Genomic DNA, 22,044 nt, shown 5'->3' on the forward strand with positions numbered 1-22,044 from the left:
TCTCCTCTTGCAAGAAGGAGTCTGGACTAAAATGGCCCAATCACAAACCGGTTTCTGAACGTGAGATGAACAAAATACTGTGACAGGCCAATTTAACGATATTTTTACAACACCTGTTAAACCTACCGGAAGCCATCAAAATGAAAAACCCCGCCGTTTCCAGCGGGGTCTTCATAATTGCGGATAACTTAAAAGTTACTCGACGATCGACGCGACGATGCCGGCGCCGACGGTGCGGCCGCCTTCGCGGATGGCGAAGCGCAGCTTTTCTTCCATCGCGATCGGAACGATCAGCTCGACGGCAACCGTGACGTTGTCCCCCGGCATAACCATCTCCGTGCCTTCCGGCAGCGTCACAATGCCCGTCACGTCGGTCGTGCGGAAGTAGAACTGCGGACGGTAGTTGGTGAAGAACGGCGTATGACGGCCACCCTCTTCCTTCGTCAGGATGTAGGCTTCTGCCATGAACTTCTTGTGCGGCTTCACAGAGCCGGGCTTCGCCAGGATCTGGCCACGCTCGACGCCGTCACGGTTCACACCGCGGATCAGCGCACCGATGTTGTCGCCAGCCTGGCCCTGATCGAGCAGCTTGCGGAACATTTCAACGCCGGTCACCGTCGTCTTCGAGGTCGGACGGATGCCGACGATCTCGACTTCTTCGCCAACCTTGACAATGCCACGCTCGACGCGGCCGGTCACAACCGTGCCGCGGCCAGAGATCGAGAACACGTCTTCGATCGGCATCAGGAACGGCTGGTCGATCGGACGCTCAGGCGTCGGGATGTAGGCATCGACAGCGGCCATCAGTTCGCGGATCGCGTCTTCGCCGATCTTCTTGTCCGAATCTTCAAGAGCAGCAAGTGCCGAACCCTTGACGACCGGGATATCGTCGCCCGGGAAGTCGTAGGACGACAGCAGTTCGCGTACTTCGAGCTCGACCAGTTCGAGAAGCTCGGCGTCGTCAACCTGGTCGACCTTGTTCAGGAACACAACGATTGCCGGAACGCCGACCTGGCGAGCCAGCAGGATGTGTTCGCGCGTCTGCGGCATCGGGCCGTCAGCAGCCGAGCACACCAGGATCGCGCCGTCCATCTGGGCAGCACCGGTGATCATGTTCTTGACGTAGTCGGCGTGGCCGGGGCAGTCGACGTGGGCGTAGTGGCGGGCCGGCGTCTCATATTCAACGTGAGCCGTCGAAATCGTGATGCCACGCGCCTTTTCTTCCGGAGCCGCGTCGATCTGGTCGTACGCCTTGTACTCACCGAAGTACTTCGTGATCGCTGCCGTCAGAGACGTCTTGCCGTGGTCAACGTGGCCAATCGTGCCAATGTTGACGTGCGGCTTGTTGCGCTCAAACTTACTCTTTCCCATTTGAATGCTTCCTGTGAACGAAAATGGTGGCACCGGCGAACCGGTTTAGTGCCGCCGTTTAAGGCTTTCGGCGACATTGCGCAAGACTTAATTGCAGACGCCATTCTTGGCCTGACAGCGCATATGGGAGACAATTCGCCGCCTGCAAGGCGATTCGCCAAAGCACCCTCGAAAATCACTGAAATCTCAGAGAAAATCGCATGGACCGCCAGAAATGCGCCATAGACGTTCGGCGTCAAGCGCCCTTCCCTTGGCCGCCGATAGCTTCTTCGGCAGCGCCAGAGACATCTCGGGACACCCGCGACGGCGGTCGTATGAAGTGGCTTAAGGGAAACTGGAGCGGGTAGCGGGAATCGAACCCGCGTATTCAGCTTGGAAGGCTGCTGCTCTACCATTGAGCTATACCCGCGGGGTGGTCCGATCCGATGACGAATGGTGGAGAGAGTTGGATTTGAACCAACGTAGGCTGAGCCAACGGATTTACAGTCCGTCCCCTTTAACCACTCGGGCATCTCTCCAGTTTTCGTCCGGATCGCTAGACCAAGTTCGTCAGACTTCGAAGCGTTGCCGCCCGTCGTCTGCGCCGCGTATATGACCGGAGCATTTCAGTCTGTCAACACGATGACAACGGAAAAAACACGAAAAATTTCATTCGCCGCCGAAAGCCGGCATATGAAAGAAAGCCTATGCGGCAGCGAGCGCCATGGCTATAAAGCTGCATGAGCAAAGACAACAAATCCGGCGGCAAGGCCGCCGCAGACCCATCCGCCAAGGATACGCATTACGCCACTCTGCGGCGCGCCCACCGTGACGCCAAGCGCGAGCGCGGCGAGATTCCGACACCTCAGCCGCAGAAGCGAAAGCGCGGGGCTGAGGACTGGAAGCCGCCGGCGCTTGCGCCCGACCAGGTGCATCTCTATGGCCTGCATACGGTGCGTGCAGCGCTCGACAATCCCGAGCGCAAGAAGATCAAGCTGTTCGTGACTCAGAACGCGCTGGCGCGCCTCGAAGTCGATGTCGAGGCGCTCGGCATTCCCTTCGAGATCGTCTCGCCGCAGGAGATCGACAAGGTGCTCGGCCCCGAGGCGATCCATCAGGGCGTCATGCTGGAAACACGGCCGCTTCCGGTACGCCGGCTCGAAGCGCTGGAGGAAAGCCCTCTCCTGCTCGTCCTCGATCAAGTGACCGACCCGCACAATGTCGGCGCGATCATGCGCTCGGCCGTCGCCTTCAATGCCGGCGCTGTGATCACCACGCAGCGACACAGCCCGACCGAATCGGGCGTGCTCGCCAAGTCCGCCTCCGGCGCGCTGGAACTGATACCTTATATACAGGTCACCAATCTCGCCGATGCGCTCGGTGAGTTGCACAAGCTCGGCTTTTCCACCATCGGTCTCGATTCGGAAGGGCCGGCGCCACTCGAAGGCACCTTCTCGGGCGAGAAGGTGGCGCTCGTGCTCGGCTCCGAGGGCAAGGGACTTCGGCAGAAGACGCGGGAAACCGTCAACGCACTTGCCCGTCTCGACATGCCGGGCGCTATAAAATCGCTCAACGTCTCGAATGCGGCGGCGATCGCACTCTACGCGGCGCGGCTTCACCTGAAGGCATAGGCCGGCCCAAGCAAGGGCAGCCGGTCGATCCGTCCATCAGCCTGCGCGCCGTATCGCCTGCATAGACCACTTCGACAGGATAGACGATCATCCGTGACATGCGGCGCCGCGCGTCTTTTCAGACGCGCAATCGATTCGGATTTAAGGAATTAAGCAGGAGTTCGATCCGGCGCGACAAACGGAAACCGACACGCACAACGTTCGTGCAGCGCCCGACCGATGCCACAAAAATCCACTTTTGCCTTGGAATGACGCCCCGGAGCACTATGATCGGGCAATGATCGGTCGTAGCGACCGGCTCAGAAATAAGAAGGAACGATCCCTATCATGGCCATTCGACCGCTGATTTTCGGTATCCTTTTCATCGCGGTCTTCGTCGTGATTATCCTCAGCATCATTTGGGTGGACACGTCGCACCCCGTCCACCAGCCCGATCCCCTGTCGCCGACGGCGCCCGGCCCCGCGACGCCGGGCCAGGTGCAATAATACTTGCAGGAACGCCGACGGAGATCATGCGTTAATCCCGCGGATCGAACGAGGATTGAACGCTCATGCGCATAATGATCGCCGTCGTCGCCTTCATGGTCGCCTCCGTGCTTAGCATCGCAATGATGTCGCCCTCCGGCGCCGGACAGACCGGCAATGGCGACAGGATCGAGGCGAGCGTCAACGAACCCGTCACTCATTAAAGTAACGGCCCGGATGATCCGGGCCGTTATCGTCAGCTGCGGTAGAGCCAGAACGGCATGCCGCGATCGCGATCACGCCACTCGCGGCGCTCCTGCCAACGCTCGGCACGCCACCGCCGCCAATGACGGCGATCATCGCGCCAATCGGACCGGCGCCAATCGCGCCCATCGCGCCAGCCACGGTCGTCACGGTCGCGATCACGTCGCCAGCCATCGCGAATTTGAACGATATCGCCCTGCGCCGTCACCGCCGGCCGCTCGGCCGGCATGGCGGCCGCCGGTGCGACGGACGCGAAAGCCGCACCGAAGGAAATGGTTGCGGCGAGAAGAAGATGTGCGAGCTTCATGGCTGTTTCCTCATTGATGATGAGGCGAAGATAAGCGGGCGCGGCTGAATTGGCGGTGAAGCAGCCCTTCACGCGCGGTTCATCGAGCGATGTGAGCCTGCGAGATTGAGCGAAGCAGCATCGAACCTAGACTATGAGTCGGCAGACGGTATCGCGCGGAAAGATGGAGCCGGAGCATCTCGAACCAGTCCGCCTTCGTTCCTGACGGGACTACGGCGCGACAGCCTCCGCTTAGCTGTCTCTTCGGCTCGCCGAGCCGAAGCTCACAGAGCGTAGGCTGGTGCCCCCGCCAGGGTTCGAACCCGGGACCCCCTGATTACAAATCAGGTGCTCTACCAACTGAGCTACAAGGGCGTTAGTTGCCCAACTAGCAGATTCTGTGATTCTGTAAAGGGAAAATCCGTGTCTGCGCGGACAGGTCGGCTGCAACTCAAAACGCTTCGCGATAGAAAACGTCCTTGTCGCGTAAGGCCTTTATCCTTTAGCTAGGGCAGCATCATAAAGGGCATTGCATGGGCCGTTCATTTCAGACGCTTTCCTTTCTCGCCTCACCAACGACGGAGGCGCTTGCCGCGCGCGAGGAGTTGATTGGCATCTATGGTGACGTACCGGCTGACGAAGCCGACGTCATCGTCGCGCTCGGCGGCGACGGTTTCATGCTGCAGACGCTGCACAACACCATGAACTCCGGCAAGCTGGTTTACGGCATGAATCGCGGCTCGGTCGGCTTCCTGATGAACGATTATCGCACCGATCGGCTTCAGGAGCGCATCTGCGTCGCCGTCGAAAACGTCTTCCGGCCATTGCAGATGACGACGGCCAACGCCGACGGCACCAACTCGACGGCGCTCGCCATCAACGAGGTCTATCTTTTTCGCCAGTCCTATCAAGCCGCGAATCTGAGGGTCATGGTGGACGGGCGCGTGCGTCTGGAGGAACTGATCTGCGACGGGCTGATGGTCGCAACACCCGCCGGATCGACGGCTTATAATCTTTCCGCCCACGGCCCGATCCTGCCGCTCGAGGCGCCACTGCTTGCCATGACGCCGGTCAGCGCTTTCCGGCCGCGGCGCTGGAGAGGCGCTCTGCTGCCGAACAAGGTGACCGTCGATATCGACATTCTCGAGCCGGAGAAGCGGCCGGTGAACGCGGTGGCCGACAATACCGAGGTCAAGTCGGTGCTGCATATCCGCATCGCCCAGTCGGAGCATGTGACGGCGCGCATTCTTTCTGATCCCGACCGCTCCTGGTCCGACCGTATTCTCGCCGAGCAGTTCAAGGATTGAGACGATGGCAATGCGACGGATATTGATGACCAGCCTCCTGCTTGCGGGATGGAGCACCACAGCGGAGGCCGCGCCGGCGCAGGATGCCCTCCTGCCGGAATCGGTGATTTTCGCGACCAGCACCGGCTATTGGGAGGACGACGGCAACGCACCGGCAGTCGAGCGGGCGCCGAAGGGCGCCGAGAGCGTTGCCAACTCCGAAGAAGAAGGGACGCAGCGCCACGGCTACTACAAGCTCTTTGCCGTGCGGCAGCCGGACAGAACCTCGAAGGTCTATCTGCAGCAGATTGCCCAGACCGAGACCGGCCCGGCGATCGCCTCGACCATCGAGCTGCAGGAGTTCAGCGACCTGAAGCCTTACGTGACCGATATACGCCCCGAGAATTCGAACGGGATCATCAAGCAGCCGGGGCTCTTCGCCACGGTCTATCTGAAGACCGACCCTGCGGCGGAGCCGGATGGCTGGACCGTGCTGATCGACGAATTCGGCGACATCACCGTCGAGAAGGCGACGAATTGAACGGCTGGGACGTGTTCAGAGGGGCATTCAAGAGATGAAACTGGGCTTTCGCGACGGCGTCCTCTACGACGAGAAAAGGTCGAACTGGGATGCCGCCGGCCCCAGACCCATCAGTTGGTCCCTCTGGTACCCCGCCCCCGATGACGCGCAAAGCGACGTGCCGGAACGAAGCTGGTTCCAGAAGGCGGCCGTCGCCCGCAATGCACCCATCCGGCCGGAGGCCGGGCCCTATCCCCTCGTGCTGTTATCGCATGGCACCGGCGGATCCGCGGCCGGACTGGAGTGGCTGGCGCGACGCCTGGTCGATCGCGGATTTGCGGCGCTCGGCGTCAGCCATCACGGCAATACCGGCGACGAGCCCTATCGCGCTGAAGGCTTTGCCTGCCTTTGGGAGCGGGCGCCGGATCTCAGCTACATGCTCGACCATTGCGACGAGTGGCTCAGCGATCTCTCTGGCCGTATCGATACGAACAGTGTCTACGCAGCGGGGTTTTCGGCCGGAGCTTATAGCGTGATGCTGCTTCTTGGGGCTGTCGCCCAGTTCTCGCAGTTCGAACCGTCCAGGATGAAGCCGGGGGGCGCGCGCGGACCAAGGGAATTTCCCGACCTTGCCGATCATATCCCGGCATTGCTCAGCACCAGCGAGGTGTTTCGCGATTCGTGGGCCCGGATGTCGAAGTCCTACCGAGATGATAGAATCAAGGCCGCGCTCCTGTGCGCACCGGGCCGGTCCGTTCTCAGCTTCAGCGAGGAAAGCCTGAAAGCTGTCGATGCGCCTGCCCTTATCCTGGTCGGTGATGCCGACAGGGCGGCACCCGCCGAAGAATGTTCATCATGGCTGCATGCGCGGCTCCGGCGCAGCGCTCTTAAGATCTTCGGCGGCGGCCTTGGACATTATGTCTTCGTGCCAGAGGGCACGGCGCTCGGCCTTGCCTTTGCGGCAGAACTTTTTACCGATCCCCCGGGCATCGAGCGCGCAGCCGTTCATGACGAGATTGCCGATCTGTCGGCAGCGCTGTTTCAAGACAGCGACATCAGCGCAATGGCTTGAAGAAAAGGCAAAGCCCCATCTCCGGGGCTTTGCCAACTCAATCCATCATCAATCCGATCAGTCGACATCCTCGACGACCGCGTCGGCGGCGCCGCTGATGCGGTGGGCAAGGGCCGCTTCCATGAACTCGTTCAGGTCGCCGTCGAGAACGTCGTCCGGCGCGCTGCTGGCGACACCGGTGCGCAGGTCCTTGACCAGCTGGTAGGGCTGCAGCACGTAGGAGCGGATCTGGTGGCCCCAGCCGATATCGGTCTTGGAGGCGGCTTCGGCGTTGGCGGCGTCCTCGCGCTTCTTCAATTCCGCTTCGTACATGCGGGCGCGCAGCATGTCCCAGGCCTTGGCACGGTTCTTGTGCTGCGAACGCTCCTGCTGGCACTGCACGACGATACCGGTCGGGATATGCGTGATGCGCACGGCCGAGTCGGTAGTGTTGACGTGCTGGCCGCCGGCGCCCGACGAACGATAGGTATCGATGCGGCAGTCGCTTTCGTTGATCTCGATCTGGATCGAGTCGTCGACAACCGGATAGACCCAGATCGACGAGAAGGAGGTGTGGCGACGCGCATTGCTGTCGTAGGGCGAGATGCGCACCAGGCGGTGCACGCCCGATTCCGTCTTCAGCCAGCCATAGGCATTGTGGCCCTTGACAAGCAGGGTCGCGGACTTGATGCCCGCCTCTTCGCCGTCATGGACTTCGAGAAGCTCGACCTTGAAGCGCTGGCGTTCGGCCCAGCGGGTGTACATGCGCAAAAGCATGTTCGCCCAGTCCTGGCTTTCGGTGCCGCCGGCGCCGGAATGGACTTCGAGATAGGTGTCGTTGCCGTCGGCTTCACCGGAGAGCATGGCTTCCACCTGGCGGCGCGCGGCCTCGGCCTTCAAGGCCTTCAGCGTATCTTCGGCTTCCTTGACGACGCTCTGGTCGCCCTCTTCCTCGCCAAGCTCGATCAGCTCGATATTGTCGTTCAGCTGCTGCTCGAGCTGCTTGACGCCGTTGATACCGTCATCGAGCTGCTGGCGCTCGCGCATCAACTTCTGCGCTTCGGAAGCGTCGTTCCAGAGGTTCGGATCCTCTGCCTTGTTGTTCAACCAGTCCAGCCGTCTTATCGCCTGGTCCCAGTCAAAGATGCCTCCTCAGCAGGGTGATAGCCTGCTTGGTTTCATCGACCACGTTTTCGATTTCCGCTCGCATTTTCCTGCTTCTCTGTCTCGGTCTTCTTCAGGTGCTGGTGACATAGAGACGCCCGCCGCGGATGTAAAGGGCCGCGGCGGGCGTGCAAAATTCAGGCCTCAGTCAGAACAGGCCGGGCGTGCCGGTCTGGACGGCCTGGTTTGCCTGCGGCGAGGTCTTCAGGATCTCTTCCGGCGCCATGGTGCTGTCCATGCCGATCACGGAGAAGCTGTCGGCCGGGCCGGTGCCAGGCTTGAAAGCCTCGACAATGGTGTTCGGATCGCCGTCCCCGGCCGCCATGCCGGTCTTGCGGTCGATCGGGATCAGGTTCATGCCGGGCGGGATGACGAATTTCGATTCCGGCGTATCCTTGACGGCAGCCTGCATGAATTCGTTGAAGATCGGGGCGGAGAGACCGCCGCCGGTGCCGCCGCGGCCGAGCGGGCCCGGCGTATCGAAGCCCATATAGAGGCCTGCGACCAAATCCGGCGTGAAGCCGACGAACCAGGCATCCTTCTCGTCGTTGGTGGTGCCGGTCTTTCCGGCGACGTCGCGACCGCCGAGATCGATCTTGCCGGCGGCGGTGCCGCGCTGGATGACGCCCTGCATCATCGAGGTGATCTGGTAGGCGGTCATCGGATCGAGAACGGTTTCGCGATTGTCGACGACATTCGGCTCTTCCTGGTTCTGCCAGTCGCCCGCATTGCAGCCCTCGCAGAGACGCTCCTCATGCTTGAAGATCGTCTTGCCGTAGCGATCCTGGATGCGGTCGATCAATGTCGGCTTGATCTGCTTGCCGCCATTGGCGATGACCGAATAGGCCGAGACCATGCGCAGCACTGTCGTGTCGCCGGCGCCGAGCGACATGGAAAGAACTGGCAGCATGTGATCGTAGATGCCGAAGCGCTCGGCATATTCGGCGACGATGTTCATGCCGAGATCGTTGGCGAGGCGCACCGTCATCAGGTTGCGCGAATGCTCGATGCCCGAACGCAGCGTCGAGGGCCCGCCGGATTCGCCGCCGTAGTTTTCCGGCCTCCAGACCTGGCCGCCCGAGACGATTTCGATCGGCGCGTCCATGATGACCGAAGCCGGCGTATAACCATTGTCCATCGCCGCCGCGTACACGAAAGGCTTGAACGAGGAGCCCGGCTGGCGCATCGCCTGGGTGGCGCGGTTGAATTCGGACTGGGCATAGGAGAAACCGCCGACCATGGCGAGCACGCGGCCGGTCTTCGGATCCATGGCGACCAGGCCTCCTTGCACCTTCGGCGGCTGCTGCAGGCGATAGGAGGTCGACGCGTCGTCACCGAGCTTTGAGACATAGACGACGTCACCGGGGGATACGGCGCCGACCGGCGATTTCGTGGTCTTGCGGGCGCCGTCGGCCGAACGGAAGGCCCACTGCATGTTCTTGGCGTCGATGGTGCCGCGCTGGCGATCGGCCGCAACCTTGCCGCTGCCATCCTTGGTCGGCTGCAGGCCGATGTCGACGGTCGAGTCGGACACGGCGAGTACGACGGCAAGCCGCCATTCCGGCACATCGGACAGGGTGGGGATATCGGCTAGCGCCTTGCCCCAATCACCGCTTGCATCGATCTGCTTGATCGGGCCGTGGAAACCGCGGCGCTCGTCGTAAGTGACCAGACCGTCCTGCAGCGCCTTGCGGGCAGCGAGCTGCATCTGCGGATCGAGCGACGTGCGCACCGAAAGGCCGCCCTCATAGAGGACCTTTTCGCCGTACTGGTCGATTAGCTGGCGGCGCACAGCTTCGGCGAAATAATCCGAAGCAAAGAGCGAGGGGCCGGTGGTGCGGGCGGTGACGCCGAGCGGCTGCTTCTTGGCTTCCTCGCCGTCAGGCTGGCTGACATAACCGTTCTCGACCATGCGGTCGATCACCCAGTTGCGGCGCTCGAGCGCAGCTTCCGGATGGCGGAAAGGATGATAATTGGCAGGCCCCTTCGGCAGCGAGGCGAGATAGGCGGCCTCGGCGACGGTCAGTTCGGTGACGGATTTGTTGAAATAGGTGAGTGCGGCGCCGGCGATGCCGTAGGAATTCATGCCGAAGAAGATCTCGTTCAGATAGAGCTCGAGGATCTTGTCCTTGCTGTAGGCCTGCTCGATACGGAAGGACAGGATCGCTTCCTTGATCTTGCGGTCGATCGTCTGGTCCGAGCTCAAAAGGAAGTTCTTGGCCACCTGCTGGGTGATGGTCGAGGCGCCGACCGGGCGGCGGCCGGAACCGAAATTCTGCAGGTTGACGAGGATTGCGCGGCCGAGGCCTGTGAGATCGACGCCCGGATGATTGTAGAAGTTCTTATCTTCGGCCGACAGGAAAGCCGCCTTCACGCGGTCGGGAACCGCCTGTATCGGTAGGAAGAGACGCTTTTCCTTGGCATACTCGGCCATCAATGCGCCGTTGCCGGCATGGACGCGGGTTGTCACCGGCGGCGCGTAGCTGTTCAGAACGGCATAGTCCGGGAGATCCTTCGCGACATTGGCGAGATAGATGGCAACACCCGCCGCCGCGACCAGAAACAGGACGCAGGCCATTCCGAAGAAATATCCAAAAAGTCTAACCATATTTTCAGCTACCGGTCTCTTTGATCTTCAATCGGCGCAGACGCAACGATTGCATTGATCAAGGCAATTTGCACGTTGCGCGGCTTACTCCATGAGCGCTACCGCCACAAGCCGATTCCGCGATCAAGGCTTACGAAACATAAGCCGGAGTAACGGCGCGATTGTGAGGAAAATAGGGCTCTCCCCGCCGCATTCACCGCTGCAGACGCGTTTCATTAGGACTGTCACATCCAAGCAACGCCCGTCCCCGCCGCCAAGCTGAGGCATCTCGCTCAGAATTCGATTCATGCAACGCGACTTAAGTCTTTGTTTTTATGGATACCACTGTCCCGCAGCCGCGACACATTTGCGTTAGCCGCCATTCGCCATGACGGCGGCGCGGTATCGCTTGACTGCGTCGGTCAAGAGACCGGCGATCTTGCCGCGCCAGGCCTCGTCGAGCAGCAGTTTCTCGTCTTCGGCATTCGAGAGGAACCCGATCTCGAGAAGGATCGACGGCACGTCAGGGGCCTGCAGCACGCGGAAGCCGGCATGACGGTGCGGATTGTTGATAGTGCCGACCTGATCCTTGAAAGAATTCAGCACACTCTCGGCGAGCGAGATCGAGAAGGCCTGCGTTTCGCGCCGCGTCAGATCGAGCAGGATGTCGGCAACCTCTGGCGGCTCGGCAACCGTCTCCTTGCCGGCGATCTGGTCGGAAAGGTTTTCGCGTTCGGCAAGGTCGGCGGCGAGCTTGTCGGATGCCTTGTCGGAGATCGTGTAGACGGTCGCGCCGCGGATATCCTTCTGCTTCAGCGTATCGGCATGCAGCGAAATGAAGAGGCCGGCGTGGTTCTGGCGGGCGATCAGCACACGCTGCGAAAGCGACAGGAACTCGTCGTCCTCGCGCGTCAGGAAAGCCTTGATGCCCGGTTCCTTGTTCAACCGATCGGTCAAGGCCTTGGCGAAGGCAAGCGTCACCTGCTTTTCCTCGGTCTTGGTGTCGACGCCGATCGCGCCGGTGTCGATGCCGCCATGGCCGGCGTCGACGGCGATGACGAAATCGCCGGGAGCAGCCTTTTGCGGTGCCGGAATGGCGCTCGTGGTCTTAGCCGCCTCAGTCCGATCGCTCCAGGATTGCGTCTTCACCAGTTCGGCAAAGGCCTTCTTGTCGATCATCTCCGCATCGAGCACCAGCCGATGGCCGTTGCCCGCCTCATCGGCCTGCACCTTGGCAAGCGCCAGCTTCACCGGCCCTGCTGTCGTCAGCACGATGCGGGCGCTCTCTTCGTCCATCTTGCCGTAGCGGATATCCTTGAACAGGCCGCGGGCGGCAAGATCCTTCGCCGGAAAACCGAAGGCGGTCGCCGGCAAGTCGACGACGATGCGTTCCGGATTGGCGATATAGTGAACGGAGAAACGCGGCTCGCGATCGAAATCGATGACGATGCGGGTCCTTGCATCATCGCCGACGATGCGCGCGCCATAGGCAAGCAGCGGATCCCTGGCCTCGACAGAGCTGGCAGCGGCCGGCAGCAGACTAGCGGCCAAAAGCGCCGCCAGAACCCGCCTTGCGAATGTCGATCGCCGCGCTGCGGATTTCGCCGCGATCCGAGCCCTCTTAAACAATAAACCGCCACACCCTATCTGAATTGCGATGGACCCGATGCGGCTGCGGCCAACGTCCTGTGACGAAACACCCGCTGCAGCCTGCCGAATCGCGATCACTTTATCCCCAGCTTCTATGCGTTGCGAAATCCATCAATATTATGGCACATTTGGCTTTTCCCTTGCTATTGTGACACAGAAAACATACAACGAATTTCAGGGTAAAGTGTTGACGGGATAGAGTCGCCGCAAAGGCTGCCAGCCAGATCAGGACCTGGCGCCACACCGGTCATCGTCCGCCGTCTCATGCGCTTCATCCCTAGAACTGGATCCTGATTTTCCGGCTTATTGTCGGAATTCATTGGTGGATCAGCCACCACGCTCTCAGGGAGCAAACTCATCGGACCCGAACGGGTCTTCGTATTTGTCGATCACGCTTGGTTGTTGATGGTTTCGCAGCAGGTTTTATCTGAAGTGTACAGGCCCCGGACCGAAATGGTTCCGGCTGCGGTCTGGCTGCTGCCCTCCCCCTCGCATCAGGCGCGACTTTCATTATCCGGCGCGGCCACTGCGGACCGCATTCTTTCTGTTTCAACAGCAGTCGGGAATGCGCTCTTGCGGCCACGCCGAGGAGCACAGCTTACATGGCAGACAAAATGCTTATCGATGCGTCTCACGAGGAAGAGACGCGCGTCGTTGTCGTTCGCGGGAACCGCATAGAAGAATTTGACTTCGAGTCCCAGCACAAGAAGCAGATCCGCGGCAACATCTATCTTGCAAAGGTAACGAGGGTCGAACCCTCGCTGCAGGCCGCCTTCGTCGATTACGGCGGCAACCGGCATGGCTTCCTGGCCTTCGCCGAAATCCATCCCGACTATTATCAGATACCGCTTGCCGACCGTCAGGCACTGCTTCGGGCCGAAGCCGAGGAGCATCGCCGCGACGAAGACGTCGAGCATGTCGAAACCGCGCCGATGGTCGATCTTTCCAAGCAGGATCAGCCGGATGTCGGCATCGTTTCGACAGAGGCGCCGGAAACGGCTGCCGTTACGGAAGAGACAGCGACGGTAGAGGCCGCGGCATCGCCCGAGGCCGCCGAAGAAGCGCCGGCCAAGAAGGCAAGGCCGCGCCGCAGCCGCAAGAAGGTCGTAGAACCGGTTGCTGAGACGACAGCGACCGAGGATGCCGTTCCGACCGACGTCGAGGCCGAAGGCGCTTCGACTATCGACAACGAGGATGACGGTTCGACCGGCGGCGCGATGGCCGCCATGGTGGAAACCGACTCGATCTCCGAGGACGTCGATACCAGCAAGCGTCGCCACGATGACGACGATGATGATGACGATCACGGCGAAGAGGAAGTCATCGAATCCGTCGGCGCCGAAGACGCAATGGAAGAAGTGCCGGACCGCGTGCAGCGCAAGCCGCGCAAGCAGTACCGCATCCAGGAAGTCATCAAGCGCCGCCAGATCCTGCTCGTGCAGGTCGCCAAGGAGGAGCGCGGCAACAAAGGTGCAGCCCTTACCACCTATCTCTCGCTCGCCGGCCGCTACTCGGTGCTGATGCCGAACACGGCGCGCGGCGGCGGCATTTCCCGCAAGATCACCAATCCTGCCGACCGCAAGCGCCTGAAGGAAATTGCGCGCCTGCTCGAGGTGCCGCAGGGCATGGGCGTCATCCTTCGCACCGCCGGTGCCAACCGCACCAAGGTCGAGGTCAAGCGCGACTTCGAATATCTGATGCGCCTCTGGGAGAATGTGCGCACGCTGACGCTGGCGTCCACGGCACCCTGCCTCGTCTATGAGGAAGGCTCGCTGATCAAGCGTTCGATCCGCGACCTCTACAACAAGGATATCAGCGAAGTCATCGTTTCCGGCGAAGAAGGCTATCGTGAAGCGAAAGACTTCATGAAGATGCTGATGCCGAGCCATGCCAAAGTGGTTCAGCCCTACCGCGACATCCATCCGATCTTTTCGCGTTCCGGCATCGAGGCTCAGCTCGACCGCATGCTGCAGCCACAGGTGACGCTGAAGTCCGGCGGCTACCTGATCATGAACCAGACCGAAGCGCTGGTCTCGATCGACGTCAACTCCGGCCGCTCGACCCGCGAACATTCGATCGAGGACACCGCGCTGCAGACGAACCTCGAGGCTGCAGACGAAGTCGCCCGCCAGCTTCGCCTTCGCGACCTTGCCGGCCTGATCGTCATCGACTTCATCGACATGGAAGAGAAGCGCAACAACCGCGCCGTCGAGAAGAAGCTGAAGGAATGCCTGAAGAACGACCGTGCCCGCATCCAGGTCGGCCGGATCTCGCATTTCGGCCTGCTCGAAATGTCGCGCCAGCGCATCCGCGCTTCGGTTCTCGAATCGACCACGCAGGTCTGCTCGCATTGCGGCGGCAGCGGCCATGTGCGTTCGCAGTCCTCCGTCGCCCTGCATGTCCTGCGCGGCATCGAGGAATATCTGCTCAAGAACACCACGCACAACATCACCGTGCGCACCACGCCTGACATCGCGCTCTACCTGCTCAACCACAAGCGCCAGACGATTGTCGATTATGAGAGCCGCTTCGGCGTTGCGATCATCATCGATGCGGACGGCTCGGTCGGCGCGCAACATTTCGCCATCGATCGCGGCGAGCCGGTGGAAAACCCGGTCAAGATCGAAACCCTCTTCAACTTCGCAGCCATTCCCGAGGATGACGACGACGATATCGTCATCGAAGTGGATGAGGAAGAAGACGAGGAACTCGAGGAAAAGCCGGTCGTTGCCGAGCGGTCCGTCGCGGCACGCGCGGAAGGCGAAGCTGACGGCAACCGCAAGCGCAAGCGCCGCAGGCGCCGCCGCGGCCGCAACGGCAATGCCGAACAGCCTGTATCGGCCAGCGAAGCCGGCGACGAGGATGAGGACGGCGACGACGAGGGCGGCGAAGGTGATGAAAACACCGAAGCTACGCCCGACACACGCGCCGAAAGCGAGGAATCGCAGCGCCGCAAGCGCCGCCGTCGCGGCAAGCGTGGCGGCCGTCGCAATCGTGCCGAGGATGGTTCCGAACTGACGGCTGGCGAAGCCGTTGAAGACAATGGCGGCGACGAGGACGAAGGTGACGACGTTTCGAACGACGGTGCTCCGAGCGAAGCCGTAGCGGTTGAGGCGATTGCCGAACAGGCCGACGAAGGCCAGGCGGCGATGGCAGCCGTCGAGAGCGCGCCTGTCATAACCGAAGAGGTGAAGCCCGCCCGTGCCCGCGGCCGCCGCAAACCGGCCGCAGCGCCGGTCGAGGAACCGGTTGCAGAGACGGCCCCTGCGGTCGAGGCCGAACCGGAATTGGTGGAAGCCTCTGCCGATCTCGAAACATCAGTTCAGGAAGAAGCAAAGCCGGTTCGCGCCAACCGCGAATCCAACATCTCCTCCTCCGAGCCAACGGTGAAATCCACCCGCGTCGAGAATGGCGAAGGCGATGACGGCAAGCCGAAGAAAGCCGGCTGGTGGCAGCGCCGTGGCTTCTTTTGAACGCTAATTTTCGGACGTAAACATTGATATCCGGCCGCGGCGACGCGGCCGGATTTTCGTTTATGGCAAGGGATCGTAGCCGAGGTCAGGGAAATCCTGAGACCGCCCCTCATCCGGCTGCCGCCACCTTCTCCCCGTAAACGGGGCGAAGGGACAATGCCGCAACCTCTCCGTCCCCACCAACCTTTCGCAAGGCACGTCCCCTCTCCCCGTTTTTACGGGGAGAGGGTCAGGGTGAGGGGCAGCCATCAGCGCAAAACGCTTCGATATCGCTTCCTAGCTGCGCTCAGGCCGCAGGCGGATAGAGCAGGTCGACGATGTAGCTGGCGTCGAAGCGGGAATCGAGCATGCCGTAGGTGGAGCGCCAGCCGCCGGCAAGACGCGTTTCGATGAAGGCATCGGCAATGCGCCCTGCCCCCAGCCGATAGAGCTCGGCGGCACCGGCGGCGAGTGCCAGTTGTTCGACGAGCAGGCGCGCGGCGCCCTCATCCTGTTCGCACAGTGCGATTGCGGCGCGCAGCACGTCAATGGTCTTCTTGCCGGCAGGGCCGAGATCGCGGGCAAGGCCGGCGAAGACCGTTTCGAACAGATCCTTGCCACGGTTGAGCACGCGCAGCACGTCGAGCGCCATGACGTTGCCGGAGCCTTCCCAGATGGCGTTGACCGGAGCTTCGCGGTAATGGCGCGCGATCGGGCGCTCTTCGATGTAGCCATTGCCGCCAATGCATTCCATCGCCTCGTAGATCAGCGCCGGCGCGATCTTGCAGCACCAGTATTTGGCGACCGGCGTCATGACGCGGGCATAGGCCGCCTCCTCGGCATTGCCGCGCGCCTTGTCGAAGGCGTCGGCAAGACGGAAGGACAGTGCGGTCGCGGCGGCGACATCGAGCGCCATGTCGGCGAGCACGCGCGTCATGATCGGCTGGTTGACGAGCATCTTGCCGAAGACGCTGCGGCCGCGGGTGTGGTGCACAGCTTCGGCGAGCGAGGCGCGCATCATGCCTGACGAGGCCAGCGCGCAGTCGAGCCGGGTCAGCGTCACCATGTCGAGGATAGTGCGGACGCCGGCATCCGGACCACCGAGCAGGAAACCGAACGTGTCTGTAAACTCGACCTCGGAAGAGGCGTTGGAGCGGTTGCCGACCTTGTCCTTCAGCCGCTGGAATTGCAGCCCGTTGGCGGAACCATCCTCCAGAAGGCGCGGCACGAGAAAGCAGCCCATGCCCTCCTTCGTCTGCGCCAGCATGATGAAGGCATCGCTCATCGGCGCCGACATGAACCACTTGTGCCCGGACAGCCGGTAGATGCCCTCGCTGACTTTTTCGGCAGTGCTCCTGTTGGCGCGCACATCCGTGCCGCCCTGCTTTTCCGTCATGCCCATGCCGATGGTCACGGCGGATTTCTGCATGGCGGGCTTGTTCGACGAATCATATTTGCGCGAGAGAATTTTTGGCGCCCAGTCCTTCTGCACCGCAGGCGAAGCCGAGAGTGCCGCAACGGAGGCGCTCGTCATCGTCAGCGGGCAGAGATGGCCGGATTCCAGCTGTGACGTCAGATAAAACCGCGCAGCGCGAACCTTATGGGCCTCGTCCTTGGCCTCGGTATCGGCCTGGGGATCCCAGACGGAGGAATGTAGGCCGACAGACATGGAACGGCGCATCAGCGCATGCCAGGCGGGGTGAAACTCGACGACGTCGAGGCGCTCGCCACGCGGACCGTGGGTTCGCAGCTGCGGCGCGCCCTGGTTTGCCATGCGTGCCATCTCCTGCGCCTCCGGCGACGTGACGTAGCGGCCAATGTTTTCCAGGTCTTCGCGGATGCCGCGCGGCAGGGCGGCCGTCAGATCGACGATCAGCGGATCGGATCGATAGGCGTTGATGCCGGACCACAGGCTCGGCTGGTTGAGTTCTGCGAGTTTGTCGTCAGTCCGGTTGGCGGAGGTCATAATTCGCTTCTAGTGTAAGAACCCGGCAAAGGGAAACCGGAAGTTATGATTCGGTTCATTCTGCTCTATCGGAATTCGGGCGAAAATGCATGGGGACATAAGCCTTTGCCCACAGCACATGCTTGCCCCGGCGGGCAGCACTCTTTATAGACCCGCCAGAGACAGCAAGAGGCAGGGTCATGGTCTTTTTTCCCCACCGCCACCTCATCGGCATCAAGGGCCTCACCGAGCAGGATATCACCTATCTTCTCGACAAGGCCGATGAGGCCGTCAAAATCAGCCGCCAGAGAGAAAAGAAAACGTCGACGCTACGCGGGCTGACGCAGATCAACCTCTTCTTCGAGGCATCGACCCGCACGCAGGCCTCCTTCGAGCTTGCCGGCAAGCGGCTCGGCGCCGACGTCATGAACATGTCGGTCGGCAATTCCTCGGTCAAGAAAGGCGAAACGCTGATCGACACGGCGATGACGCTGAATGCGATGCGCCCCGACGTTCTGGTGATCCGCCATTCGAGCGCCGGTGCGGCCGCCCTTCTCGCCCAGAAGGTTTCCTGTTCGGTCGTCAATGCCGGTGACGGCCAGCATGAACATCCGACCCAGGCACTGCTCGACGCGCTGACGATCCGCCGTGCCAAAGGCAAGCTTTCGCGCATCATCGTGGCGATCTGCGGCGACGTGCTGCATTCGCGGGTGGCGCGCTCCAATATCCTGCTGCTCAACGCGATGGGCGCCCGCGTCCGTGTCGTTGCGCCAGCGACCCTCCTGCCTGCCGGCATCGCCGAGATGGGTGTCGAGGTCTTTCATTCGATGAAGGAAGGGCTGAAGGACGCCGACGTGGTGATGATGCTGCGGCTGCAGCGGGAGCGCATGTCCGGCGCCTTCGTGCCTTCGGTGCGCGAATATTATCACTTCTACGGGCTCGACGCCGAAACGCTGAAGGCAGCCAAGGATGATGCGCTGGTCATGCATCCCGGCCCGATGAACCGCGGCGTCGAGATCGCCTCGGAAGTGGCGGACGGGCCGCAGAGCGTGATCGCCGAACAGGTGGAAATGGGGGTCGCGGTGCGCATGGCCGTCATGGAGACGCTGCTCGTCTCGCAGAACCAGGGTCCCCGAAGCGATGGAATGATGGCATGAGCAACCCGATCGTCCTCAAGAACGTCCGTATCATCGATCCATCGCGCAATCTCGACGAGATCGGGACGATCATTGCCGAAAACGGCGTGATTCTCGCCGCCGGCCACAAGGTGCAGAACCAGGGCGAACCGGAAGGCGCCGTCATCCGCGACTGCACGGGCCTTGTCGCGACGCCCGGCCTTGTCGATGCGCGCGTCCATGTCGGCGAACCCGGCGGCGAACACCGTGAGACGATCGCCTCGGCGAGCCGGGCGGCGGCGGCCGGCGGCGTCACCTCGATCATCATGATGCCGGACACCGATCCGATCATCGACGACATTGCGCTCGTCGAATTCGTCAAGAAGACGGCGCGGGATACGGCCGCGGTCAACGTCTATCCCGCCGCCGCCATCACCAAGGGCCTTGCCGGCGAAGAGATGACGGAGATCGGCCTGTTGATGCAGGCGGGCGCCGTCGCCTTCACCGATGCTCATTCCAGCGTCCACGACACGCAGGTGCTGCGCAGGATCATGACCTATGCGCGCGAATTCGGCGCCGTCGTCTCCTGCGAAACGCGCGACAAATATCTCGGCGCCAACGGCGTCATGCATGAAGGGCTTTTCGCCAGCTGGCTCGGGCTTTCCGGCATTCCAAAGGAAGCCGAGCTCATCCCGCTCGAACGCGATCTGAGGATCGCGCAGCTGACGCGCGGCCGCTATCACGCCGCGATGATCTCGGTGCCGGAATCGGTCGAGGCGATCGAGCGCGCCCGCAGCCGCGGCGCCAAGGTGACCTGCGGCATCTCGATCAACAATCTGGCGCTCAACGAAAACGACATCGGCGAATATCGCACCTTCTTCAAGCTCTATCCGCCGCTGCGCCCGGAAGACGACCGGGTGGCGATGGCCGAGGCCGTTGCGAGCGGCGCGATCGATATCATCGTCTCCTCGCACGACCCGCAAGATGTCGATACGAAGCGCCTGCCCTTCGGCGAGGCCGAGGATGGCGCGATCGGCCTCGAAACCATGCTGGCGGCAGCCCTCAGGCTTCACCATGGTGGCCAAGTGAGCCTGATGCGCCTGATCGACGCCATGTCCACCCGCCCCGCTGAGATTTTCGGCCTGAATGCCGGCACGCTGAAGCCAGGCGCTCCGGCCGATATCGCGCTGATCGATCTCGATGAGCCTTGGCTTGTCGCCAAAGACATGCTTCTCTCCCGCTCGAAGAATACGCCGTTCGAGGATGCGCGTTTCAGCGGGCGGGCGGTCGCGACATACGTCTCGGGAAAGCTTGTCCACGCAATTTAGAACCGACACGATCGCCGTCCATCCCCCAGCGGGAGAAGGCTGACTCAAGGATAGGCCACGGAGAGGCTGAGGGGGCATATGTTATCCAATCTCATGTCATGGCAGATCACGCTGCCGATCGCGCTTGCCGCCACCGTTATCGGTTATCTCTTCGGCTCGATCCCGTTCGGCCTGATCCTTACGCGCGCCGCCGGCCTCGGCGACGTGCGCAGCATCGGCTCCGGCAATATCGGCGCGACCAATGTGCTGAGAACAGGAAACCGGACGCTCGCCGCGGCGACACTGCTCCTCGATGCGCTGAAGGCATCGGCCGCAGCCTGGGTCGTCGGTTATTTCCTCGGTGAGGAGGCCGCGATCATCGCCGGCTTTTTCGCCTTCATCGGCCATCTCTTCCCGGTCTGGATTGGCTTCAAGGGCGGCAAGGGTGTCGCCACCTATATCGGCACCCTGCTCGGAGTCGCGCCGATCATGGTCGTGCTCTTCGCCGCCGTCTGGCTGGCGGTCGCCTTCACCACCCGCTACTCCTCGCTGTCGGCGCTGGTTGCCATGCTTGTCATTCCGGTTGCGCTGTGGATATTGGGCAACGAAAAGGTTGCGGCAGTGATGGCGATCATGACGCTTATCTCCTACTGGAAGCACAAGGCGAATATTTCGCGCCTGATGGGCGGGACGGAAAGCAAGATCGGGGCAAAGGGATAATGGATGCGCTGAGCGCCGGATCAAAAGGCGTCGTGCTGACCGAGCGGCAAAGAATTGCCTGGCTGCGTCTCATCCGTTCCGACAATATCGGCCCTGCCACCTTTCGCGACCTCATCAATCATTTCGGCTCGGCCGAGGCAGCACTTGCCGCACTGCCGGAGCTTTCGGCGCGTGGCGGTGCCACACGGGCAATCCGCATCGCCAGCGAGGCCGAGGCGCATCGGGAACTGGAGGCGGCACGTCGCTTCGGCGCCCGCTTCGTCGGCATCGGTGAGCCGGACTATCCGCAGGCGTTGAAGCAGATCGACGGCGCGCCGCCGCTTCTGGCCGTCAAGGGCGCGCTTGCCGCCGCCAAACGACCGGCCGTCGGCATCGTCGGCTCGCGCAACGCCTCGATCGCGGGCGCGAAATTCGCGGCGATGGTGGCGCGCGACTGCGGCCGGGCGGGTTATACCGTGGTCTCCGGCCTGGCGCGCGGCATCGACACCGCTGCCCACCGGGCAAGCCTCGACACAGGCACGATCGCAGCGCTCGCCGGCGGCCTCGACCAGCCCTACCCACCGGAGAATATCGGCCTGCTCGAAGAGATAACCAGTGGCAATGGCCTGGCGGTGAGCGAGATGCCGTTCGGCTGGGAACCCCGCGCCCGCGACTTCCCACGCCGAAACCGGCTGATCGCCGGCATCGGACTCGGCCTCGTCGTCATCGAAGCGGCGACGCGTTCGGGCTCGCTGATCACGGCGCGGCTTGCCGGCGAGTTCGGCCGTCTGGTGTTTGCCGTGCCCGGCTCACCGCTCGATCCGCGCTGCCATGGCACCAACGGCCTGCTGAAGGACGGCGCTTCGATTGTCACCGCACCCGCCGATGTCGTCGAGGCCCTGGCGCCGCTTGCACAATTCGACCTGTTCCCATCATCGATGGCGGAGGAACCGGCGCCTGACGGCAAGGCAATGTCGGTGCCGCCCGGCGATTCCGATCGAAACCGCATCATCGATGCGCTCGGGCCGACGCCGGTCGAGATCGACGACGTCATCCGCCATACCGGCCTGTCGGCATCCGCGGTCTATCTCATCCTTCTGGAACTCGATATTGCCGGCAGGCTGCACCGGCATCAGGGTGGCCTCGTCTCGCTTTCCGATTGAACCTGGGGACGACATCAGGCGGTGGCTTTGCGAATTGCCGAACCCTGGGTCGAAGGCCTTCGACAGCCTATTTTTAATTGTATTTTCTAGATACTCTCGCTTTGGATGC

Annotated in this window: 17 protein-coding genes and 3 tRNA genes; 11 read left to right on the plus strand and 9 right to left on the minus strand. The window is 62.0% G+C overall.

All coding sequences use genetic code 11. From position 1 onward, the window contains the following. Positions 1–195: 195 nt before the first annotated feature. The 3 genes from tuf to G9X68_RS00360 form a co-directional block, all read right to left on the minus strand. A complete protein-coding gene (gene tuf / locus G9X68_RS00350; RefSeq protein WP_018241634.1) occupies positions 196–1,371 on the minus strand; it encodes an elongation factor Tu in 1,176 nt (391 codons plus the stop codon). 335 nt (positions 1,372–1,706) lie between these two features. Next, positions 1,707–1,780, minus strand: a tRNA-Gly gene (locus tag G9X68_RS00355). Positions 1,781–1,804: 24 nt separating this feature from the next. Continuing rightward, positions 1,805–1,889 (minus strand) — tRNA-Tyr (locus tag G9X68_RS00360). A 201-nt stretch (positions 1,890–2,090) separates the two neighbouring features. Between G9X68_RS00360 and rlmB the strand changes: the two genes are divergently transcribed. The 3 genes from rlmB to G9X68_RS00375 all read left to right on the plus strand — a co-directional run bounded on the left by rlmB (position 2,091) and on the right by G9X68_RS00375 (position 3,670). Further along, complete coding sequence (gene rlmB, locus G9X68_RS00365) at positions 2,091–2,981, plus strand: 23S rRNA (guanosine(2251)-2'-O)-methyltransferase RlmB (RefSeq protein WP_171600843.1); 891 nt, start codon at positions 2,091–2,093, stop codon at positions 2,979–2,981. A 327-nt stretch (positions 2,982–3,308) separates the two neighbouring features. Next, positions 3,309–3,467 carry a hypothetical protein gene (locus tag G9X68_RS00370; protein ID WP_164986477.1) on the plus strand — a complete coding sequence of 53 codons (159 nt, stop codon included), beginning with the start codon at positions 3,309–3,311 and terminating at the stop codon, positions 3,465–3,467. A gap of 65 nt (positions 3,468–3,532) precedes the next feature. Beyond that, positions 3,533–3,670 (plus strand): hypothetical protein, encoded by a 138-nt coding sequence (locus tag G9X68_RS00375; RefSeq protein WP_003547501.1) that lies wholly within the window; start codon positions 3,533–3,535, stop codon positions 3,668–3,670. 32 nt (positions 3,671–3,702) lie between these two features. Here the strand turns inward: G9X68_RS00375 and G9X68_RS00380 are convergent, their stop codons facing one another. Beyond that, a complete protein-coding gene (locus tag G9X68_RS00380) occupies positions 3,703–4,089 on the minus strand; it encodes a hypothetical protein (RefSeq protein ID WP_171600844.1) in 387 nt (128 codons plus the stop codon). 206 nt (positions 4,090–4,295) lie between these two features. Next, positions 4,296–4,371: transfer RNA gene (locus tag G9X68_RS00385), tRNA-Thr, on the minus strand. Between the two features lie 158 nt (positions 4,372–4,529). Here G9X68_RS00385 and G9X68_RS00390 point away from each other — a divergent pair. The 3 genes from G9X68_RS00390 to G9X68_RS00400 are packed head-to-tail and all read left to right on the plus strand — an operon-like array spanning position 4,530 to position 6,874. Next, a complete protein-coding gene (locus G9X68_RS00390) occupies positions 4,530–5,303 on the plus strand; it encodes an NAD kinase (RefSeq protein WP_025394132.1) in 774 nt (257 codons plus the stop codon). Positions 5,304–5,307: 4 nt separating this feature from the next. Beyond that, on the plus strand, positions 5,308–5,823 hold the full coding sequence (locus G9X68_RS00395) for a hypothetical protein (protein WP_171600845.1): 516 nt from the start codon (positions 5,308–5,310) through the stop codon (positions 5,821–5,823). A 34-nt stretch (positions 5,824–5,857) separates the two neighbouring features. After that, a complete protein-coding gene (locus tag G9X68_RS00400; RefSeq protein ID WP_171600846.1) occupies positions 5,858–6,874 on the plus strand; it encodes an alpha/beta hydrolase family protein in 1,017 nt (338 codons plus the stop codon). A gap of 57 nt (positions 6,875–6,931) precedes the next feature. On the opposite strand, the gene prfB is transcribed toward G9X68_RS00400, so the two are convergent. The 3 genes from prfB to G9X68_RS00415 all read right to left on the minus strand — a co-directional run bounded on the left by prfB (position 6,932) and on the right by G9X68_RS00415 (position 12,233). Further along, a protein-coding gene (prfB, locus tag G9X68_RS00405) for a peptide chain release factor 2 (RefSeq protein ID WP_171600847.1) occupies positions 6,932–8,063 on the minus strand; the annotation gives its coding sequence in 2 pieces (ribosomal slippage) (positions 6,932–7,993 and positions 7,995–8,063; 1,131 coding nt in all). Between the two features lie 102 nt (positions 8,064–8,165). Continuing rightward, on the minus strand, positions 8,166–10,625 hold the full coding sequence (locus G9X68_RS00410) for a penicillin-binding protein 1A (RefSeq protein WP_171600848.1): 2,460 nt from the start codon (positions 10,623–10,625) through the stop codon (positions 8,166–8,168). Positions 10,626–10,976: 351 nt separating this feature from the next. Next, positions 10,977–12,233: an N-acetylmuramoyl-L-alanine amidase gene (locus G9X68_RS00415; RefSeq protein ID WP_171600849.1), complete on the minus strand. Its 1,257-nt coding sequence runs from the start codon at positions 12,231–12,233 to the stop codon at positions 10,977–10,979. A gap of 623 nt (positions 12,234–12,856) precedes the next feature. On the opposite strand from G9X68_RS00415, the gene G9X68_RS00420 reads away from it, so the two are divergent. Then, positions 12,857–15,727, plus strand: a complete 2,871-nt coding sequence (locus G9X68_RS00420; protein WP_171600850.1) for an Rne/Rng family ribonuclease — start codon at positions 12,857–12,859, stop codon at positions 15,725–15,727. 286 nt (positions 15,728–16,013) lie between these two features. Here G9X68_RS00420 and G9X68_RS00425 read toward each other — a convergent pair whose 3' ends face one another. Continuing rightward, complete coding sequence (locus G9X68_RS00425; RefSeq protein WP_171600851.1) at positions 16,014–17,672, minus strand: acyl-CoA dehydrogenase family protein; 1,659 nt, start codon at positions 17,670–17,672, stop codon at positions 16,014–16,016. 179 nt (positions 17,673–17,851) lie between these two features. On the opposite strand from G9X68_RS00425, the gene G9X68_RS00430 reads away from it, so the two are divergent. The 4 genes from G9X68_RS00430 (at position 17,852) to dprA (ending at position 21,935) form a co-directional block, all read left to right on the plus strand. Next, complete coding sequence (locus G9X68_RS00430; protein ID WP_129418771.1) at positions 17,852–18,808, plus strand: aspartate carbamoyltransferase catalytic subunit; 957 nt, start codon at positions 17,852–17,854, stop codon at positions 18,806–18,808. Next, positions 18,805–20,094: a dihydroorotase gene (locus G9X68_RS00435; protein ID WP_171600852.1), complete on the plus strand. Its 1,290-nt coding sequence runs from the start codon at positions 18,805–18,807 to the stop codon at positions 20,092–20,094. Before G9X68_RS00430 ends, G9X68_RS00435 begins: the two co-directional genes overlap by 4 nt. 78 nt (positions 20,095–20,172) lie before the next feature. Beyond that, on the plus strand, positions 20,173–20,793 hold the full coding sequence (gene plsY / locus G9X68_RS00440) for a glycerol-3-phosphate 1-O-acyltransferase PlsY (RefSeq protein ID WP_171600853.1): 621 nt from the start codon (positions 20,173–20,175) through the stop codon (positions 20,791–20,793). Next, positions 20,793–21,935: a DNA-processing protein DprA gene (dprA, locus tag G9X68_RS00445; RefSeq protein WP_171600854.1), complete on the plus strand. Its 1,143-nt coding sequence runs from the start codon at positions 20,793–20,795 to the stop codon at positions 21,933–21,935. The genes plsY and dprA overlap by 1 nt, the downstream gene beginning before the upstream one ends. Positions 21,936–22,044: the final 109 nt, after the last annotated feature.

It is taken from the genome of Rhizobium changzhiense (genome assembly GCF_013087625.1).
Taxonomy (GTDB): Bacteria; Pseudomonadota; Alphaproteobacteria; order Rhizobiales; family Rhizobiaceae; genus Rhizobium; species Rhizobium sophorae.

Coding starts and splice junctions, on each gene's coding strand:
- tuf (WP_018241634.1), bottom strand. CDS start 1,371: ATGGGAAAGAGTAAGTTTGAGCGCAACAAGCCGCACGTCAACATTGGC.
- rlmB (WP_171600843.1), top strand. CDS start 2,091: ATGAGCAAAGACAACAAATCCGGCGGCAAGGCCGCCGCAGACCCATCC.
- G9X68_RS00370 (WP_164986477.1), top strand. CDS start 3,309: ATGGCCATTCGACCGCTGATTTTCGGTATCCTTTTCATCGCGGTCTTC.
- G9X68_RS00375 (WP_003547501.1), top strand. CDS start 3,533: ATGCGCATAATGATCGCCGTCGTCGCCTTCATGGTCGCCTCCGTGCTT.
- G9X68_RS00390 (WP_025394132.1), top strand. CDS start 4,530: ATGGGCCGTTCATTTCAGACGCTTTCCTTTCTCGCCTCACCAACGACG.
- G9X68_RS00395 (WP_171600845.1), top strand. CDS start 5,308: ATGGCAATGCGACGGATATTGATGACCAGCCTCCTGCTTGCGGGATGG.
- G9X68_RS00400 (WP_171600846.1), top strand. CDS start 5,858: ATGAAACTGGGCTTTCGCGACGGCGTCCTCTACGACGAGAAAAGGTCG.
- G9X68_RS00410 (WP_171600848.1), bottom strand. CDS start 10,625: ATGGTTAGACTTTTTGGATATTTCTTCGGAATGGCCTGCGTCCTGTTT.
- G9X68_RS00420 (WP_171600850.1), top strand. CDS start 12,857: ATGGCAGACAAAATGCTTATCGATGCGTCTCACGAGGAAGAGACGCGC.
- G9X68_RS00425 (WP_171600851.1), bottom strand. CDS start 17,672: ATGACCTCCGCCAACCGGACTGACGACAAACTCGCAGAACTCAACCAG.
- G9X68_RS00430 (WP_129418771.1), top strand. CDS start 17,852: ATGGTCTTTTTTCCCCACCGCCACCTCATCGGCATCAAGGGCCTCACC.
- G9X68_RS00435 (WP_171600852.1), top strand. CDS start 18,805: ATGAGCAACCCGATCGTCCTCAAGAACGTCCGTATCATCGATCCATCG.
- plsY (WP_171600853.1), top strand. CDS start 20,173: ATGTTATCCAATCTCATGTCATGGCAGATCACGCTGCCGATCGCGCTT.
- dprA (WP_171600854.1), top strand. CDS start 20,793: ATGGATGCGCTGAGCGCCGGATCAAAAGGCGTCGTGCTGACCGAGCGG.